The sequence below is a fragment of the Vibrio sp. SNU_ST1 genome (assembly GCF_030563405.1).
Classification (GTDB): Bacteria; Pseudomonadota; Gammaproteobacteria; order Enterobacterales; family Vibrionaceae; genus Vibrio.
The window spans coordinates 1,947,157-1,965,803 of the sequence record NZ_CP130748.1; the positions used below are offsets into that span (position 1 = coordinate 1,947,157).

Here is an 18,647-nt window from a genome sequence, read left to right on the forward strand (position 1 = left end):
TGTTTTTCATCTTACAAGACACGATATGTATACACTCCGCCCGTACCAAGCTGACTCAGTAAAATCAGTGATTCATTACTTCAGAAAACACCAAACCCCGGCTGTTCTTGTGTTGCCTACAGGCGCAGGAAAAAGCCTTGTGATTGCAGAGTTAGCAAGGCTTGCTAAAGGTCGTGTTCTAGTGCTTGCACACGTAAAAGAGCTCGTTGAACAAAACCATGAAAAGTATGAAGGTTATGGGCTAAAAGGTTCAATTTTCTCTGCCGGCTTAGGGCGTAAAGAGACAGACCAACAAGTGGTGTTTGCATCGGTTCAATCTGTGGTTCGCAACCTCGATTCATTCTCCAATCAGTTCTCACTGTTGGTTATCGACGAATGCCACCGCGTGCCAGATGAAAAGACCAGCAGCTATCAAAAAGTGATCACTCACTTACGTGAGAATAATTCGGGTATTAAGGTACTTGGACTAACCGCGACGCCCTATCGTCTTGGTATGGGCTGGCTTTACCAATACCACACCCGCGGCCAAGTACGCTCTGAAGAACCTAGGTTTTTCAGAGATTGTATTTTCGAATTGCCGATTCGCTACTTGCTCGATGAAGGCTTTCTAACGCCAGCACGCATGATCGATGCACCCGTTTTGAGTTATGACTTTTCACAACTAAAGCCGGCAAGTACGGGTCGCTATAAAGAATCAGAGCTCGATATGGTGATTGAGCAATCGAAGCGTGCTACCCCACAAATTGTCGATCAAATCATTGAACTGGCCAAAGACAAGCTTGGCATCATGGTATTTGCAGCCACTGTTAGACACGCACAAGAGATCCTTGGTTTACTGCCCGTAGGTGAAGCTTCAATTGTAATCGGCGACACACCGACACTCGAACGCGACCAGATCATCAGTGACTTCAAAGAACGTAAAATTAAATTCTTGGTTAACGTATCGGTATTAACCACAGGTTTTGATGCGCCCCATGTGGATTTAATCGCGATTTTGCGCCCAACAGAGTCCATCAGTTTGTATCAACAAATCGTTGGCCGCGGCTTACGCCTATCTCCGGGTAAAAAAGAGTGTTTAGTGCTCGACTATGCGGGTAATAGTTACGACCTTTATCAACCGGAAGTGGGCGATCTAAAACCCGACTCAGACAGTGAAATCATCACTATTCCCTGCCCTGCTTGCGGCTTCAATAATAATTTTTGGGGGAAATTAGACAGCAATGGTTTCTTGCTTGAACACTTTGGTCGTAAATGCCAAGGCTACTTTACCGATGAAGACACGGGGGAGCGCGAGCATTGCAACTATCGCTTCCGAGCCAAATACTGCGGTGAATGTGGTGCTGATAACGACATTGCCGCACGTATTTGTCATGAGTGCGATGCCACCTTAGTTGACCCAGATAAAAAGCTTAAGGAAGCGCTGAACCTAAAAGATGCGTTGGTGTTTGAGTGTTTAGAGATGGACCTTAATGTGCTCAAGGACGACAAAGGCAAATCACAACTTAAGGTCACCTACCGAGGTGAAAACCAAGCACAAGTACATGAATTCTGGTCGTTAACCACCAAGAAACAGAAGCAGAACTTTAAGGATCAATTTGTTCGCCCTCACCTTGCCGACCGACACCGACCATTTGAAGAAGCTTCACCAACGAAAGTGGTTGCTCACCAACATCGATTCCGCCCACCTCAATTCGTGATTGCGCGTAAAGTGGGACGCTTTTGGAAAATGAGAGACAAGATATTCGAAGATGAACTCAAGCAATAGACTCCCAATAATCAACAGAATTAATAAAAGGAGTATCGATACTCCTTTTATTCACATTCTAATGACCACAAATTAGATTGCGCTCAGATTTCTCTAATTCCCGCGCCTCTTTTTCCATATTATCAAAAAGTTCAATGGCTAAAGTTGGCTTATGAATATAAAAGCCTTGAATAAAATCAATGCCTAGCGTTTCTAACGTTTTTAATTCTTCTGCCGTTTCTACACGTTCTGCAACCACTTTAGTTTGGCTCATTTCTGCCAACTCAACTAATGAGTGCACCATTTTTTTCTTAAAATCAGAACTGTCAATATTTTCAACAAGCGAGCCATCTAGCTTGATCGTATCAAAACAGCCTTCCGCTAAAATTGAATAAGACGAATACCCCGAGCCAAAATCATCTAATGCCACTGTTATTTGATGAGTTTGTAACTTTTTAACTATCTGACGGAATTTATCATCGGCTCGATAAAATACTTGTTCTGTCACTTCAATCGATAAGCGAGAACGAATAGAAAAAGGTAAATCACACAAGCGCTCAATCATACGTTGATCAAAAATAGTTTTTACGGAAAAGTTGAGTGATAGCTGAATAGTTAAATAATCCTCTAGCAAGCTAATTGCGTACGTAAACATACGAGAATCGAGCTCCTTCTCAAGCCCATGAGAAGCTACAACATCGAGCAGTTCACCAGCAGAAACTATTTTTTCATGCCCCTTTTCATCCTCCATCTTTAAACGGCACAACAACTCATAATTTGAAGGTCCCTTCTTTAAATTATGAATTTTTTGTGCAAAGCAAAGCAGCCTATCTGAGTTGACTAACTCAACCGCTTCTTCCCTAAGATTTGGCAAACTATACAACATAACTTCGTCTTGTTGGTGCCAGTCTTGATAAGGTTCGTTACTCGATTTTGCTTTACGACAACAGTACTCAGCCTTGTAAATACAATCTTCAACGGATTCATTTGGTTCACTACGATAGCGACCGAAACTAAAACTTAGAGCATTTTCTGTTTCTTGTGTGATGTTTTGTTCTGACAAATATTGCAGTAACTCTTTAGAAACTGACGCCTGGCAAATTAATACAAACTCATCGCCACCAACCCTATACGCCCGCCCTAGACCTTGTGTGGAAATCTTTTTAAAACGCATAGCTAAGTTTATTATCATTCGGTCACCAACATGGTGACCATGACTGTCATTAAGAAATTTTAATTTATTTGCATCAATGTAGTAATAGCAACGAGAACCCTCAAATACTTGTTTATATTCTATCGCTTTTCTATTATATAAACCTGTCATAAAATCTCTATCAGAACTTGACAAAAGCTTTTTATAATCAATCAAGTTAATCACTCTCAATTCACTTAAATCATATACACATACCAGAACAAAAGAAGCATGTGTCATATAAAATAATATATGTATTATATAATAGTAGTCCGAAGTAAACGAAAGAGTCACTTGGGACTCAATCGAAACAATAGATATTAGAAAACATGCAACATAACAGTATATAATTTGTCTCTTATGTTTAACCTCTTCTAAAGTTAAACAAAAAAACAAAACAACGATCGAAAATATAGAACTAACAATGAAATTAACTAGACTATTTAAATTGATATAGATAGAGAAAAACTGCAGACATACAAATAAAAAACAAACCAACAACTGCTTGTAACTTACTCTATTTTGGCTTGTAAAAACCACCATAAAATAAACAAACATCAAAGATAATGTGTAAGACAAAAACCAGTAATCACTTCTTAGAAGATTGGCAGTATAAATACCACCTTTTCCAAACCCATCCCACACAAAACCAAATTTATACAGACAAAAAATGGAAAATAAACATATATAACAGATTACAAATAAAGATTTGAAGCGCTTGATAGGCCAAACGAAGTAAACATATATTAATGATATTACGATCACAAGTATAAATAATGCGAGAATAACCCCATCTCTTACTATGAGAATTTCTTTAAGTTTTTGCTCTTCCGCTAATATCGAACTAATATTTACTGTTTTATTCTCAGGAAACTTTACTAATACATATTGGTATTCAAAATTTTGTTTTATCCTTAATGAACGGTGATGTTCAAACAAAAAATAATCAACAACATCGCCATGTTGGTTAACAAAAAAAATCTCACCAGTACGGGAAGACAGCGATTTCCAAACAAGATGATCATGAAATAAATTATCAGAAGATATTGAAATTTTAAGCCAACACGACTGATTAAATTCAGGGATGCAAGTAACAGTCGGATTCCACTCTTGTTCCGTATATATGATGGCATCAACCGGAGAATGACTTGCTATCATGCCATATTCGAAATCACTGATTCGCTTAAAATCTAATTCGTTGCCATGGCTGCTGAATGTTATCAGCATGGAAAAAAACAGCATGCTAAGTACTGTAAATGGCACTATAAAGTCCTTATGTAATCAAGTAGTGTGGCAACGAAGTCCCCAACAATGAATGTATGACTAATTTTAACATGCTGATTAAATGTGGCTCGTAAGTGAATGTAAGTTATATTTCGGATTTGTTAGATTGTAAGTAACTTTAATCAATAAGAAACCGAAATGATATCACATACACTCATATCAATAGTTCAAAATCAGGGACCTATAACTTAATCAGTACTCATTCTACGTCGTCATTTCATTCCTAAGCCTCGTTACAAAAACGTCAGTTGGAACCAATGCAAATACAACACAATGATTGATCACGGGTCTCTTATCCTTGGATTTGATGAAGAGGTGATATAGAGAGTGAAATAAAGCAAAAAACAAGCGTTAGGAACAGCTTTGGTTCCGCCCACCTCAATTCGTCATTGCCCGTAAAGTGGGGTGCTTCTGGAAAGTGAGGGACAAGGTATTCGAAAATGAACTGAAGCAATAGACTCCCAATAATCAACAGAATTAATAAAAGGAGTATCGATACTCCTTTTATTCACACTCTAATGACCACACATGAATTAACTTGTTAAACCACAAATTAGATTGCGCTTGGCTTTATCTGACTCTCGTATTTCTTTTTCCATATTATCAAAAAGTTCAATAGCTAAAGTGGGCTTGTGGATATAAAACCCTTGAATATAGTCAACGCCGAGTATTTCTAAAGTATTTAATTCTTCTTCCGTTTCTACACGCTCAGCAACCACTTTAGTTTTGCTCATTTCAGCCAACTCAACCAGTGAACGCACCATTTTCTTCTTAAAATCTGAACTATTAATACTTTCAACAAGAGAACCATCGAGTTTGATCGTATCAAAAGAACCTCCAGATAAAATTGAATAAGATGAATAGCCCGAACCAAAATCATCTAATGCTACTGTGATTTGATGAGTTTGTAATTTTTCAACTATTTTACGAAACTTATCATCTGCACGATAAAACACCTGTTCTGTCACTTCAATAGATAGGCGAGAACGAATATAAAGAGGTAAATCACACAAACGGTAAATAACACTTCGATCAAAAATAGTTTTAACTGAGAAATTTAATGATAGTTGAATCGTTGAATAATGCTCAAGAAAACCAATCGCATATGTGAGCATACGAGAGTCCAGTTCTTTCTCTAAGCTGTGGGAAGCAACAACATCGAGCAATTCACCAGCAGAGACTATTTTTTCCTGCCCGCCGTCATCCTCAATCCTTAAACGACACAACAGCTCATAACTTGAAGGCGTCGCCTTTAAAGAATGAATTTTTTGAGCAAAGCAAAGCAACTTATCTGAGTTTACCAATTCAACTGCCTCTTCTCTGAGATTTGGTAAACTATAGAGCATAACCCCATCTTGTTGTTGCCAGTCTTGGTAAGGTTCATTGTTAGATTTGGCTTTACGACAGCAATATTCGGCCTTGTAAATACAATCTTCAACGGATTCCTCCGGATCACTACGATAACGGCCAAAACTAAAGCTTAGAGCATTTTCTGTTTCTTGTATGAGGTTTTGTTCTGACAAGTATTGCAATAATTCTTTGGAAACCGAAGTTTGGCAAATTAATACAAACTCATCGCCACCAACTCTATATGCCTGCCCCATACCCTGCGCTGCTATTTTTTTGAAACGCATAGCTAAATTAATTATCATTCGGTCACCAACATGATGACCTTGACTGTCATTAAGAAATTTCAATTGATTTGCATCAATATAATAATAACATCGAGAATATTCGATTACTTTTTTATATTCTATAGATTTTCTATTATACAGCCCTGTCATAAAATCCTTGTCAGAACTAGACAATAGTTTTTTATAATCACCTAAGTTAATAACTCTTAAATCACCCAAATCATAAACACATGCGATAACGAAAGATGCATGCGATAAATAAAATAACATTTGAATAATATAATAATATCCAGAAGTAAGTGAAAGGCTCATTGAGGATTCAAGCGTAACAACAGACATAACAAAGCACGAAAGATAGCTAATTATAATCTGTTTTTTATTTTTAACCTCCTTTGATATTAAACAAAAACCGATAACAACGGCTGACAATATAGTACTAATTAGAAAGCTAACTAAAACACTTAAGTTAACATAAATAGACAAAATCTGAAGAAAAACAAATAAAGAACAAATTGACAAATGCTTAATATTAACTCTATCGCAACTTGCAAAAACAAGCGTCAAATATATACAAACTAAGGAAAGGGAATAAGACAAAAACCAATAATCACTTCTAAATAAATCGATAACATACGTGCCTTTATTATCATAACCATCCCATAGAAAACCAAACTTATACATATAAAAGATGGAAAACAATAATATATAGGAAGTCATAAATAATGTTTTAAAGCGTTTAATTGGCCAAGCAAAGTAAACATAAACCAAAGATATTGCACTCGATAATATAAATAAGGCAAGAATCACCCCGTCTTTCATTACGAGTGCTTGTTTGAGTTTCTGTTCTTTCACTAGTAAGGCGCTAGTATTTACAGTCTTTCCTTTAGGAAACTTTACGAGCAAGTAGCGATACTTAAAATCTTGTTTTAATTTTAATGAACGATAATAATCAAATGAAAAATTATCGGTAACTTTGTCACCTCGGTTAATAAAAAACAGTTCTCCGGTGCGAGAAGATAAGGATTTCCAAACTAGATGCTCATAGAGTTGGTTATCAGAAGAAATTGAAAGCTTAAGCCAACACGACTGGTTAGACTTGGGGATGCAGGTAACAACTGGAGACCACTCTTCTTGCGTATATATGATTTCATCAACCTTAGAATGACTCGCTATCATGCCATATTCGAAATCACTGATTCGCTTAAAATCTAATTCGTATGCCTGACTAGTGAATGTGACAAGCACTGAAAAAAGCAGCATACCAAGTACTGTAAATGACACAATAAAGTCCTTTTGTAGTCAAGTAGCGTGGCAACAAAGCCCCTATAATCCATATACTTGCAAGCTTACCATGTTAATTATTTGTAATTTGTAAGCAAATGTAATAACTTCACTATCTTACTGTCGACCAAAAGCACACTAAAGATGGTTTCGTAAAAAAGTACACCGCGTTGCATGACCAACGCCATGAAGATATCACTCACATCGTATTCATACTCCATTCATTTTTATTGTATTAAACTGCCGATACTTGTTTCTCTTACTAAGGCCACTGCATGCAAAAACCAAAAGCTATACTCATCGGTATCGCTGTAGCTATAGGCTCGACATCAAGCTTTGCTCAAGATGCTCACCATAATGGTCATGATCTTGTACAAGATGTCCATAAAGCGGGAACCCGTATCGAATTTGAAGAAGATCAAGACGAAGTCTATGAAGCGGTGCAAGAGGGCTACATTCGCCCTTTCTCAGAAATGTATGCTGTGGTGGAGAACGATCTTCATGGACGAATCATTAAAGTAGAACTCGAAGAAGACGATGATATTTGGGTTTATGAACTAAAAATAAATTTCCAAAACAATATCATCAAGGTCGAATACAACGCTGAGACGTTAGAAATGCTGATGATAAAAGGTCGTAATTTTAAAGAAGCGATCAAAAGTTCCCACGAATAATAAATAACAATAAAAAAAGAGTTATACATGAAAATTTTAGTCGTTGAAGACGAACCACGCTTGGGCCAACAAATTATTGAAACACTTGAGGGAGCAGACTGGGTTCCAGAACTTTCTCAAGATGGTATCGACGCACTCTACCGTGCAACGTCAGAAGAGTGGGATGCAATTGTTCTCGATTTAGGTCTACCTAAGCTTGACGGCCTAACCGTATTAAAGGGTATTCGAGACGAAAACATTAACACGCCAGTGATTATCTTAAGTGCTCGCGACACGCTTACCCAACGTGTCGAGGGCTTGAACGCTGGCGCTGATGACTATCTCACCAAGCCGTTTGAAATGGTCGAGCTGATTGCTCGTATTCGAGCTCAACTTCGAAGAGCATCAGGCAGTGCTGCTCCTATTCTTCAAATCGGCGACTTAAGTTTAGATACACGCAGCTCTAAAGTCTTATGGCAAGGCCAAGCGGTTAGCCTCACGGCTCTTGAATATAAGGTGGTCGCTTACTTCATGCATAACCAGAACAAGGTTATCTCTCGCACTGAGTTGGTTGAACACATCTACAAACAAGACTTCGACCGCGACTCAAACACAGTTGAGGTGTTTATTGGTCGTATTCGTAAGAAAATCGCCCCAAAGATCATCAAAACCGTTCGTGGCCTAGGCTACCAACTGAATGCTGAATAGCGCAGTGGTCAAGTTATACGCCATAACCAGTTAAGCGCAATCATCTAACGAGCGCCATCATCAACCAAATATACACAAATAAATTAAGTGGATAGCCTGTTCTGATCATCGCAATACGATAAGTCACGATGAGCAAAGACAGGCAGGAAATATATGAATCTAAAAAAAAGAACACTTAAAAATATCAGTCTAAAAAGCCGCTTGCTCCTTGCCGCGGCTTTTTGGCTAGGTGCGATGATATTAGCGGCAGGTGTCGGTATCCCGAAACTGGTGAATGACTACCTTGTCGATGATATGAAGCAGCAGCTTAGCCTAACCATGGACGAGCTAACCGCCAACATCGAAATCAACGATAGTGGTAACCTAATCATGGCAGAGCGTCTGTCTGACCCTAGGTTTAACCAACCCTACAGTGGTATTTATTGGCGTGCCGCTACCCAAGCTCAGATCATTAGATCCCGTTCTCTATGGGACAAAGACCTCGCTATCAAGCGCTCGCCGATTCATACTTCTGTCAAAGGGCCTGAGAAAGAAAAGCTGATTTACATCGAGCAGGATATCTATCTGCCAGAACTGAGCGAACCCGTTACAATCACCATTGGTATTGATGAAGACCCGCTAGAATCCACACTGGCCGAACTTACAGGTCAAGTATGGTTGATTCTGATGCTGCTGTTTGTTGGCGTGCTTATGCTAATTGGTATTCAAGTCAGCTGGTCGCTACTGCCACTCAGTAAGATGCAACGTGAACTGGTGATGTTAAGAAACGGCGAGCAACAAGGGTTAAGCGATAACTACCCGAAAGAAGTTTCTCCATTAGTATCTGATCTGAATGCCCTACTCTTTCACTACCAAGAGTTATTGGAGCGAGCCCGTAACCACGCTGGAAATCTATCTCATGCGTTAAAAACGCCGCTGTCGGTTCTAAAAAATGAGATAGAGCGACTTCCTGATGATGACAAGTCATTGTTACAACAACCCATTCATCAGATTCAAAACCAAATAGACTATCACCTTGGCCGTGCGCGCATGGCAGGTGCAATGAACATTCTTTCGGTGAAGTCTTCACCTTGTGAGCGTGTCGAAGCGATCTCAATGGCGTTTGATAAGGTCTACGCCGCCAACGAAGTCACCATGATTAACGAGCTAGATTCTGAGGTTGAAGTAGCTGTAGAAAAGACCGACCTCGATGAAATGGTCGGAAACCTACTAGAGAACAGTTACAAATGGGCGCACAGCATTATTCGTGTCCACGCTAATGAACTCGACGATGGCAACATAGAGTTGGTGATTGAAGATGATGGCCAAGGCATTCCTGAAGAGAAGCTTGAGCAAGTGACCAAACGTGGTGTTCGACTTGATGAAACCACACCGGGAACAGGTTTAGGGCTTAACATCGTGAATGAAATGGCGCACAGCTACCGAGGCAGCCTAACGCTCAGCAAGAGCTCTATGGGTGGATTGAAAGCCTCTCTGGTGCTTAAATTAAGCAAAGGTTAACTAAGCTAAACGTGCGAGTTAAATAAGTAAAAACTAAACGCAATAAGCCCTAGCGTAATACTAGGGCTTATTTCAATCGACCTTATATACGACTCTATATCTCATTCACAGCGACATCTAGAGTTTGCAAATTATCATTATGAGTCGCGACTCCGATCATCAAGATCTTACCGTCGGTATAATAGTCATGATCTTCATTCATCACTTCCACCGTTGCCAATGGGTACTTGTCTAGCTCAATGTCTGGTAATGACGTTCGTATTTGATTAGCGAGCCTATCTCGTTCTTGATCAACATTAGGGTCAATGTTATGTAGTATGGTCACAATGCCTGAGTAAGGGGTGACTTTTAGGCCATCATCATAGCTAATTGCACCTAACCACTGAGGCTGGTTAGTGTTAATATCAACACCTGCACGCCACCAGCGAATATGGCTGCGCTTCATCAAGTTACCCGGTAATTGAAACGCCATATCTTGTGGTTTTTCTCTCCAATATAAATCAGACACTGGTGGCGTTTTGTCTCTAAGCAACGCGAGATAACCAGCCCATTCAATCTCATTTCGAGAGAAGGTTTTATTCTCTATCCAACCTAATTGCTTCATTAAGTCTCTTGGGGTTGCTCCAACATAAATTACGTTGATCGCTTGTGCCGAGTAGAATGAAGATTTGCCGGGGAACGCTTTATAGGTAACCGAATTCCAGTCGACTTTGTCAATTTGAGCCGTCTCTTGCTGATTTTGAAAATCATCGGCTTTCCAGAAAAAGTGAGCGTAATTCGCAAACAATACCCACGCCAATAACAACGCACTGGATTTAAGCACCAAGCGTCGCCACTTCATTCGATAACCTATTATGGTGAAAACCAATACCGTGAACACACCGGCGATCAAGCTATTATGCTCAGAGATAAATATCTTAAGACTATTAAGCCACGGGAAGTTTTCAACACCGTGCGCCAGTAACATGCCCCAAGCAATGAACTGTCCACCACCAAGAGCCAAGCCGATCAACGCCAACACACTGAAATTGCGCCACGGCACACGATGTGAGCCAGCTATAAATGGCACAACCCAAGCGATAGGTCCGAATAAGCGAGCAAAAAGAATGATGTATGTGCCTTTGCGAGCAATTAGGTAACGGCAGCGCGCAATTAATCTTTTGGTTTTAGGACGAAACCGAATAAGCTTGCGTTGCGCTTTCGCACCGTATTTATAGCCAATGAAGTAACTGAGTTGGTCACCAAGCAAACCACCTAGCATGACCAAAACCAACGCCATCCATGCACCTGAATACAATTGAAAGCCCGCAGCGATAAAAAAGGGCTCTCCCGGTACAAATAGGTTTGGACCAATGAGAGCATCACCCAATGCCCCCAGAAACAGCCCTAGTCCATCAAACATAACAACCTCAATACTTACTGTTCTTTGTAGTGGCCAAACTTGTAGTTCATCTCGTTGTTACGCATTTCGCCTTTAAAGAAGCGTCTTACATTGGCTTTGAGGTAAGTTGAGCCGGTCTTCACAACGCCATCTTGGTCTAAACGGCGTGGGTCAAAACCAAAAGTCATATTCAGGAATCTAAATCGCCATGTCTTGCTCGCACGTTTTACATAGTCACAGTCTTCACACAGTACGATATCTTCATCGAAACCGCCGATTTCATCATGCGCGCGTTTAGTCGCGAAAATACATGCGCCAATCGCCGTCGGGAAAAAGAACTGGGTAGTGAACAAGCCTGCGTTAAATAAGCCGTAACCAAACTTGTGTACAAGCGGCAAACCTTTGGAACTCATGTACACACCCGCAACTTCAAGCTTTTTCTCCTCTAGTTCATAAAGCGCTTTCGCAAGGAAGTTTCGAGGCAAGCTCACGTCAGCATCTAAGAAAAGGATTCTGTTGTACTGCGCTAATGACGCGCCCGTGTTTCGGCCAAGGCTCACACCACGGTTTTCCATATGATGAACAGTTAATTTTGGCAACGCATTTTCATAAGCTTGTGCCACTTCTCTTGTGTTGTCTTCACTGTTGGAGTCGACAACAATCACCTCAAATTCTTGGTGAGTTTGCACACTCAACTCTTCCATTAAGCGGCTGATGCGTTTCTCTTCGTTTAGCGTAATTACGACAATGCTTACCGGTTCCATATTTTCACCTATTCATTCTGCTGTTTAATTAACACTAAGATTAACCAACCAAGCCTTAACCAAGTCTTAGGCAAACATTCATTTTCCGTTCATTAACTTGATGATTTAGCAGCGCAATAAACAGATAAGATTGGCAATGTAAAAGACGATAAAATGGGGCAAGTAAGCGCTAGTGAACGTTTTATCTCCAAACGAATCATTTATCGAAGGAAATTCACTTTGAGATGGGCTTCTGACTTGCTCAGATTTGAATGTGATGTTAGTATCCGCGCTCGCTTAAGCATGAACTCGTTTATGCATAAGCTTTACCACATACTCAAGGTCGCATTGAGGTGTGAAGTTAATTTTTACTAATTTGAGAGTAAAACTATGAAATTTGAAGCAGTAGTACGTACTGAACTAGGTAAAGGTGCGAGCCGCCGCCTACGTCACGCTGGTAAATTCCCAGCTGTAATCTACGGTGGCGAAGCAGCAGCTGTAGCTATCGAACTTGTTCACGCTGACGTGATCAACCAAATGGATAAGCCTGAATTCTACGAAACAATCACTCTAGTGATTGACGGCGCAGAAGTTAAGGTTAAGCCGCAAGACGTTCAACGTCACGCGTTCAAGCCTAAAGTTGAGCACATGGATTTCATCCGTATCTAATTCCCTACCAAGGAATAAGATTGGATTAATCCAGCCTTCTGCATAGAAAAGATAATCGATCTTACCAGTCGAGAAATCTAGAAATTCGAAACCCCGATGCTACCAACATCGGGGTTTCACCGTTCCTGGGCCCTCAAAAACGTCGTAAATATCGCGCAATACACTGAAAACAATCAATTTTCTTCTCCCCCACTTTATCCCAGTCTTGCTTGGGTGGACGAAAGGTGGACTTATACAGTAGTTTTTCTAACACAAAGACTAGACCGCTTTTTCGCTAGGCTCCGCACACTCACTTTTCAAAACATAACACTCAGCCTCCCTGGCCAAAAATCATGGATTCGGATTCCGAATTGGCGAATAAAGAGGAGTAATATTAGGATAGTTGTAGCAGTTTACCTTGGAAGGTTATCGTACATTTACAGGGTCAAGCGGCCTGAATACTCGACTTTCCTTAGGCTCTTCTTTCTAGAGCGTTCGTAATGTCTTTTTTGAGTTCACCTGAAAGGCGTTCGAATTGTTTTGGTACAACCAAACCTTCCTCGCACATTTGCATGAGTTGGATAAATGCTCGGCTTCGAGAATGTCCATCAAAAATAAGCTTCATTTGCTTTTGAGATTCTTTGGAGTACTCGCACATAAAGTGAAACCTTTCCCCTACAGATTCTGATTCATCAGTAATCGCTTTGATGGCTTCATCTAGCTGACGAGTACAAAACCGTTGCGCAGCTTCACTCTTTATCTCGCAAAAGATTTTCCAATCAGACTCTTTGATATCCATACAGACCTCCACAAAGTGTTACTTCTTAGGGTAGAACATTACGGCGTTTAAAAGACGTGAACGACACGATTACCCAATAGTAAACCAGAGCGCTATTAACACGAAATCCAATCTTGAGCAGAAAGGAAGGGCCAGCATTAGGCTGCTTTAAACGCCTGTAGGGATATTTCCAAAGTCTAGTTTGATATTAATTCCACTAATTTCGCTTGATGCTAAGAAATACAGGCATAAAATTTGGCCAGAGGTACATATAAGAGTCCACCTTAAATGCTTGTTATCTACGTTGCTGAAGATTAGCGACATGATGCTTATACTTCTTCTCACGCCAACACCATATTGCATAACTTGACGGGATAGCACCTATCGAACCCCAAAAACCACTCATCAATACATCGGTAGTTTGCGCCCAGCCCCAAACACTTTCTGACATAAACAACGGTTCAATACTTCGACCGACCATCACTCCTAAAAGTGCGGGAAATGATGTACGGATAATAAATCTAAGACTTCCTTTTTTCCTCTCTAGCTTCCATTTTGAAAACTCGATATCAGGATCTTTCACTATCGCCTCCATAAGATAATTTGCCTGAAGCACATAATGCCTAATTGAGTCGCTGACAACACTACCTATACACTCAAACCTACGACCGAAATCACTGAAACTAATCCAAGTAGAAAATTACAAACGTAACAGTCTGCTTAAATGCTTGTCATGGCGCAATTTGCAACACCTGTGGCGATTTACTACAATATAAATACAAACTAAATTAGGAGACATATTATGGCTACTGCAAGTGTACGTATTGACCAAGATCTTTTTGATAAGGCAGCGATAATGGCTAAAGCACTAAACCGCACTACACCAAAACAAATTGAGCACTGGGCTAAAATCGGGAAAATGATGGAAGACAACCCTGATCTACCTTATGAGTTCGTAAAGCAAGCAGTCATAGCAAAAGCTGAGAAGGAAGCAGGTAAATTAGAGGCTTACTCTTTTGACTAAGATTACCAACATTCTTCAGACACCTACTTTTAAGAAGGCGGTCAAGAAATTACACAAGAACCAAAAAACGGATCTAGATAATGCTATTCGAGCCCTTATGGAAGATCCGCATCTTGGTGAGCAGAAGAAAGGTGACCTGTTTTTCTTGAGAGTGCATAAATTCAAGATGGTTAAACAATTAACATTGCTCGGTTATAGCTATGAAGATGGTACTGTAACTCTCGAACTAATAGCTCTCGGCTCGCACGAAAACTTTTATCGAGATATGAAGAAAATATATTGATTCAATGTGATCGAAAATATCCTTGCCCGTCTGAGCCATACTCTTGTAACGCTATAACTCTCCTTATGAATAACACCTTACTAACCTTAAACTGCAAGGTAAACGACCTCCAACTATTGATGCCGATTCTCGTGCGGTTCGTCGAAAGGCATTTGATAATAAGGAGAATAGCATCAACCAAAATAGAGGAGGTGTGACGACGAAAGAAACGAAAAATGGCTAACTGGCTGATAAGATTGCTATCGCAACCTTATCTTAGCCTCGCTCGCCTTGAGAAAGCCTCAAAGCGATGCGCCCTTCAAACTAAATTACACAATTTACTTAATAAAGTGGCTTCGGGCTTGTTCAACACTCGGGATTTAGTGTTGGCTACGCAACACCTTAATCCTTATTTGTTATGTGCAATTGTCGTTTGTTATTCTCACATTGGTTACGGGCTTACTACCATTGGCTGTGACATCTACAGAAATCCACTTTCCATTCGACAACCACTCACTGATTCCCACGCTATTACATATCTTAGCTGGCAACATTTTTCGAGAATTTCGAGTAAGTACTTCTTTATTCATATCGCTTAGATCTACATTTGATATATGTACTTGCATAGAAATAACGTTTTCTTCAACCCTTAAAGAAGTAACCTTTACTTTTCCATCTTCACCGAACAACAACCCTTGAAACTGCGACTTTAACTCTTCTAGCTGCTGATCTTCCTTATAGCGAGGGTAGTATTCTCGCCCTACGATGATAAGTGGCAACAAAAATAACAGATACATCCTAGACTTATTCATTTATCCCTCTTGCACATAACGCCTAATTAAGTAGCTGACAACGCTACCAATACACTCAAATCCACCACCGTAATCACTGAAGCTAAACCGAGTTGAAAATGCCACGCGTTGGCAGTCTGCTTGAATTGCTTGTTATGTGTTTACTCAAAGTAACCCTCGGAAGCAATGGCAACCGATTGAAAGTACAACCCTTCACCTTCTTCTAGGTCAGGAAGAGTTGGACGCCAGAAAGATAACTGAAGCTCTTTAAATACGTAGCTATAGCCTAACTCTGGATCAGAATAATCATAGTTACCTTCTAGCTGAATTCGTTCGAGCACATTAGTTGCTAATGTCCTATGTACGTCTAAGCCAAGCAATGTCGTTGAAAACAACTCTGACGCAGCGGCTTCAATGAACTCAACTCTTCCTTCATTATCAAAATCTACCATGAGACCGTCTAAAAAATGATGGCGATGACCATAGATGCAATCAGGAGCTCCGATAACATTGCTCACTTCAGTTTCTGTCATACCGAACTTGACTGGACCGATTGAATTTCCTAGCTGAATTTCGAAAATTTCCATTTTTATCCTAAAAACACATAACAGCTCTAAGACAGAAAAATTCTTCATTTAAATATAGAATTTTTCTATCTAGTATCTTGATGAAGTTAACCATACCCCGTTTTTATGAAAACTAACAGCAACTTAAGCACTACGAGCATCTGCCTGAATCCCAAAATACAGATTTTTTCTATATAGCATGAATTGATGTGCCAAACTGCAACTCATGTATATAACCAGTTAAAGCTAAAATGAAAAAATCACCATTTCTAGCCTACATAGAAGAGTATATGTTGGGGAGACACTATGCTCTTCGTACTACACAGGCGTACATTTATTGGATTCACCAGTACATTCTTTATCATGATAAAAAGCATCCCAGAAGTTTGACTTCAAGGCATGTAGAAGACTTCCTGACGCACTTAGTTGTTGATAGGAAGTCAGCACAGAAAACGCAGAGCCTAGCCCTCAATGCGATAGTCTTTTTATACAAAGAAATCGTTCAGGAACCCATTGAACTTAATATGCAGTTTCGCCGTTCAGACAAATCCCGAAAGTTGCCAACGGTTATGACTCCAGAAGAAATTGGCAATTTCTTTTTCCTTCTGCTCGTCTGGCACCCGATTTACGAACAGGTGAATTACGAAGGCATCATATTCATCCAACAGCACTACAAAAACACATTAAGGTAGCTAGCAAAAAAGCCGACATTGAGAAAAACATTTCCTGCCACACTTTAAGGCATTCATTTGCTACGCACCTTCTTCAAAGCGGTGCTGATATTAGAACAGTTCAAGAACAGCTTGGACATACCGATCTAAAAACAACGCAAATATATACTCACATCATAGATAGAGGAGCCAACGGCGTAATTAGTCCACTATCAAAAATATTCGTTAAGTAATTGTCGGGGAATCTCTGGTTCCGAGGTTTCGTAAACTTAGCGGCTCACAACTCACTTACATACCTTTACTTACCAAACCATGAAACTTGCTAAATTAGATGCTTACTTTTGCTCTAGCCGTAACTTCGGTATGTTACGAACCATCAATGATATACAGTCAAGGAAATGCAAATGAAGCGAATTGAGCAACTACCAATGCCACCCACCTCTGGTGTTTTAGGACATGTTAGTTATTTAAAAAAGTCCAATGTTCATCAGCAAATGTTGTGTTGGATTAAAGAGTACGGTGCTCATTTCCGTTTAAAGCTAGGCTTGAAGGATGTACTTGTATTGTCCGACGTAGCTCAAATCAAGTCAGTGTTAAAATCTAGGCCGGATGAATTTCGCCGCCTAAAGAGTATCGAAAGTGTATTTGATGAAGCTGGGCTTAATGGCATATTCTCTGCTGAAGAGGAACGTTGGAAGCATCAACGAAAATTAACAGAACCTATGTTCCAACCTAGTCACCTGAAACATTTTCATCCTCAGTTAAGCGTGATTACAGAGCGCCTAGGAAAACACTTTGAAATGCTGGCAGAATCAGGAGAAGTGGTCGAATTAGTCGCAGAATTTAAAAAATACACGGTTGATGTAACATCTCTGCTAGCGTTCGGGGAAGACTTTAACTCGATAGAACAAACGACTACGCCGTTAGGTAAAAGCTTACAAGAAGTTTTTCCGGTAATAAACCAACGTTGTAAGTCTCCCATTCCATTATGGCGCTTTTTCAAAACAAGAAAAGACAAGCAGTTTGATGCCAGTTTGGAAGAAATCGGGCGTTTTGTTTCTGGATGTATTGAAAAACAACGAGATCGTTTAATCAACGAACCAAACCTTAAAGGCTCACCAGAAAACATGTTGCAAATCATGCTGTTGGAGCAAGAGCAAGATTCATCATTAACAGACCAAGATATTATAGCTAATGCTATTACCCTTCTATTGGCTGGTGAAGATACCACCGCGAATACACTTGCTTGGATGGCGTTCTTAGTCAGCGGTAATAGTAGTAGTGAACAGGCCCTACAAGATGAACTTGACGCCCTTGGTGATAGGAAGGTTTTAGAGTGGCCTCTTCCTCGTGCACCTTATATGACTGCGGTGATGTATGAAGCTATGCGATTAAAGCCAGTAGCTCCACAACTTTACTTGGAACCCACACGAGACACTCAGATTGGCGACATCGAAGTAAAAAAAGGCACTCCTGTTTTTGTGATGCTACATGCAAATGGTTTTGATCCAGATTTATTTGAAGACCCAACCACGTTTAACCCTAATCGTTGGATAGAAAAAGATGGCGCTTCATTCTCTAACCTTCAGCCGTTTGGTGGAGGTGCAAGACTATGCCCTGGACGCTCATTGGCGATGATGGAAATTAAACTCGCCTTTCATACATTGTTTAAAGAATTCAGTATCGAGCCACAACAGGCCCCTGAAACTGTGGTTGAACAATTTGCGTTCACGATGTCTCCCGTTGGATTTAATGTAAAAATAACCAAGCGAAGCTAGCTTACAAAT

16 protein-coding genes and 2 pseudogenes are annotated in these 18,647 nt (G+C 40.1%); 10 read left to right on the forward strand and 8 right to left on the reverse strand.

From position 1 onward, the window contains the following. The first annotated feature begins 25 nt into the window (after window positions 1-25). Window positions 26-1,765, forward strand: a complete 1,740-nt coding sequence (locus Q5H80_RS08390) for a DEAD/DEAH box helicase (protein WP_304564407.1) — start codon at window positions 26-28, stop codon at window positions 1,763-1,765. A 58-nt stretch (window positions 1,766-1,823) separates the two neighbouring features. Here Q5H80_RS08390 and Q5H80_RS08395 read toward each other — a convergent pair whose 3' ends face one another. Continuing rightward, window positions 1,824-4,199, reverse strand: a complete 2,376-nt coding sequence (locus Q5H80_RS08395; protein ID WP_304564408.1) for an EAL domain-containing protein — start codon at window positions 4,197-4,199, stop codon at window positions 1,824-1,826. A 554-nt stretch (window positions 4,200-4,753) separates the two neighbouring features. Then, the gene (locus Q5H80_RS08400; protein ID WP_304564409.1) at window positions 4,754-7,135 is read right to left on the reverse strand and encodes an EAL domain-containing protein; all 2,382 of its coding nucleotides are present in this window, start codon (window positions 7,133-7,135) and stop codon (window positions 4,754-4,756) included. A gap of 275 nt (window positions 7,136-7,410) precedes the next feature. On the opposite strand from Q5H80_RS08400, the gene Q5H80_RS08405 reads away from it, so the two are divergent. The 3 genes from Q5H80_RS08405 to Q5H80_RS08415 all read left to right on the forward strand — a co-directional run bounded on the left by Q5H80_RS08405 (window position 7,411) and on the right by Q5H80_RS08415 (window position 9,996). After that, the gene (locus tag Q5H80_RS08405) at window positions 7,411-7,809 is read left to right on the forward strand and encodes a PepSY domain-containing protein (protein WP_304564410.1); all 399 of its coding nucleotides are present in this window, start codon (window positions 7,411-7,413) and stop codon (window positions 7,807-7,809) included. 27 nt (window positions 7,810-7,836) lie between these two features. After that, window positions 7,837-8,496, forward strand: a complete 660-nt coding sequence (locus Q5H80_RS08410; protein WP_017060377.1) for a response regulator transcription factor — start codon at window positions 7,837-7,839, stop codon at window positions 8,494-8,496. Window positions 8,497-8,649: 153 nt separating this feature from the next. Further along, on the forward strand, window positions 8,650-9,996 hold the full coding sequence (locus Q5H80_RS08415) for an ATP-binding protein (RefSeq protein ID WP_304564412.1): 1,347 nt from the start codon (window positions 8,650-8,652) through the stop codon (window positions 9,994-9,996). Window positions 9,997-10,090: 94 nt separating this feature from the next. Here the strand turns inward: Q5H80_RS08415 and Q5H80_RS08420 are convergent, their stop codons facing one another. Both Q5H80_RS08420 and Q5H80_RS08425 read right to left on the reverse strand, forming a co-directional pair. Beyond that, window positions 10,091-11,398 (reverse strand): LssY C-terminal domain-containing protein, encoded by a 1,308-nt coding sequence (locus Q5H80_RS08420; RefSeq protein ID WP_304564413.1) that lies wholly within the window; start codon window positions 11,396-11,398, stop codon window positions 10,091-10,093. A 14-nt stretch (window positions 11,399-11,412) separates the two neighbouring features. Then, entirely contained in the window at window positions 11,413-12,141 is a 729-nt protein-coding gene (locus Q5H80_RS08425; RefSeq protein WP_304564415.1) for a glycosyltransferase, read from the reverse strand. Window positions 12,142-12,510: 369 nt separating this feature from the next. On the opposite strand from Q5H80_RS08425, the gene rplY reads away from it, so the two are divergent. Further along, entirely contained in the window at window positions 12,511-12,789 is a 279-nt protein-coding gene (gene rplY / locus Q5H80_RS08430; RefSeq protein ID WP_009847093.1) for a 50S ribosomal protein L25, read from the forward strand. Between the two features lie 451 nt (window positions 12,790-13,240). Here the strand turns inward: rplY and Q5H80_RS08435 are convergent, their stop codons facing one another. Further along, window positions 13,241-13,567 (reverse strand): hypothetical protein, encoded by a 327-nt coding sequence (locus Q5H80_RS08435; RefSeq protein WP_304564417.1) that lies wholly within the window; start codon window positions 13,565-13,567, stop codon window positions 13,241-13,243. A 274-nt stretch (window positions 13,568-13,841) separates the two neighbouring features. Next, window positions 13,842-14,162 carry a hypothetical protein gene (locus tag Q5H80_RS08440; RefSeq protein ID WP_304564418.1) on the reverse strand — a complete coding sequence of 107 codons (321 nt, stop codon included), beginning with the start codon at window positions 14,160-14,162 and terminating at the stop codon, window positions 13,842-13,844. Between the two features lie 186 nt (window positions 14,163-14,348). Between Q5H80_RS08440 and Q5H80_RS08445 the strand changes: the two genes are divergently transcribed. From Q5H80_RS08445 to Q5H80_RS08455, 3 genes and pseudogenes are all read left to right on the forward strand, one after another. Further along, window positions 14,349-14,570 carry a hypothetical protein gene (locus Q5H80_RS08445; RefSeq protein ID WP_009847096.1) on the forward strand — a complete coding sequence of 74 codons (222 nt, stop codon included), beginning with the start codon at window positions 14,349-14,351 and terminating at the stop codon, window positions 14,568-14,570. Beyond that, a complete protein-coding gene (locus Q5H80_RS08450) occupies window positions 14,563-14,853 on the forward strand; it encodes a type II toxin-antitoxin system RelE/ParE family toxin (RefSeq protein WP_009847097.1) in 291 nt (96 codons plus the stop codon). The genes Q5H80_RS08445 and Q5H80_RS08450 overlap by 8 nt, the downstream gene beginning before the upstream one ends. A gap of 49 nt (window positions 14,854-14,902) precedes the next feature. Beyond that, window positions 14,903-14,998: pseudogene (locus Q5H80_RS08455) on the forward strand (integrase); the annotation flags it as partial. A gap of 250 nt (window positions 14,999-15,248) precedes the next feature. Here the strand turns inward: Q5H80_RS08455 and Q5H80_RS08460 are convergent. After that, complete coding sequence (locus tag Q5H80_RS08460) at window positions 15,249-15,644, reverse strand: hypothetical protein (RefSeq protein WP_304564419.1); 396 nt, start codon at window positions 15,642-15,644, stop codon at window positions 15,249-15,251. Window positions 15,645-15,784: 140 nt separating this feature from the next. Next, a complete protein-coding gene (locus Q5H80_RS08465) occupies window positions 15,785-16,210 on the reverse strand; it encodes a hypothetical protein (protein WP_108021219.1) in 426 nt (141 codons plus the stop codon). Window positions 16,211-16,440: 230 nt separating this feature from the next. Here Q5H80_RS08465 and Q5H80_RS08470 point away from each other — a divergent pair. Continuing rightward, window positions 16,441-17,093: pseudogene (locus Q5H80_RS08470) on the forward strand (phage integrase N-terminal SAM-like domain-containing protein). 171 nt (window positions 17,094-17,264) lie between these two features. After that, window positions 17,265-18,638 (forward strand): cytochrome P450, encoded by a 1,374-nt coding sequence (locus Q5H80_RS08475; RefSeq protein ID WP_304564421.1) that lies wholly within the window; start codon window positions 17,265-17,267, stop codon window positions 18,636-18,638. The last annotated feature ends 9 nt before the right edge of the window (window positions 18,639-18,647 follow it).

Coding starts and splice junctions, on each gene's coding strand:
- Q5H80_RS08390 (WP_304564407.1), top strand. CDS start 26: ATGTATACACTCCGCCCGTACCAAGCTGACTCAGTAAAATCAGTGATT.
- Q5H80_RS08405 (WP_304564410.1), top strand. CDS start 7,411: ATGCAAAAACCAAAAGCTATACTCATCGGTATCGCTGTAGCTATAGGC.
- Q5H80_RS08410 (WP_017060377.1), top strand. CDS start 7,837: ATGAAAATTTTAGTCGTTGAAGACGAACCACGCTTGGGCCAACAAATT.
- Q5H80_RS08415 (WP_304564412.1), top strand. CDS start 8,650: ATGAATCTAAAAAAAAGAACACTTAAAAATATCAGTCTAAAAAGCCGC.
- Q5H80_RS08420 (WP_304564413.1), bottom strand. CDS start 11,398: ATGTTTGATGGACTAGGGCTGTTTCTGGGGGCATTGGGTGATGCTCTC.
- Q5H80_RS08425 (WP_304564415.1), bottom strand. CDS start 12,141: ATGGAACCGGTAAGCATTGTCGTAATTACGCTAAACGAAGAGAAACGC.
- rplY (WP_009847093.1), top strand. CDS start 12,511: ATGAAATTTGAAGCAGTAGTACGTACTGAACTAGGTAAAGGTGCGAGC.
- Q5H80_RS08435 (WP_304564417.1), bottom strand. CDS start 13,567: ATGGATATCAAAGAGTCTGATTGGAAAATCTTTTGCGAGATAAAGAGT.
- Q5H80_RS08445 (WP_009847096.1), top strand. CDS start 14,349: ATGGCTACTGCAAGTGTACGTATTGACCAAGATCTTTTTGATAAGGCA.
- Q5H80_RS08460 (WP_304564419.1), bottom strand. CDS start 15,644: ATGAATAAGTCTAGGATGTATCTGTTATTTTTGTTGCCACTTATCATC.
- Q5H80_RS08465 (WP_108021219.1), bottom strand. CDS start 16,210: ATGGAAATTTTCGAAATTCAGCTAGGAAATTCAATCGGTCCAGTCAAG.
- Q5H80_RS08475 (WP_304564421.1), top strand. CDS start 17,265: ATGAAGCGAATTGAGCAACTACCAATGCCACCCACCTCTGGTGTTTTA.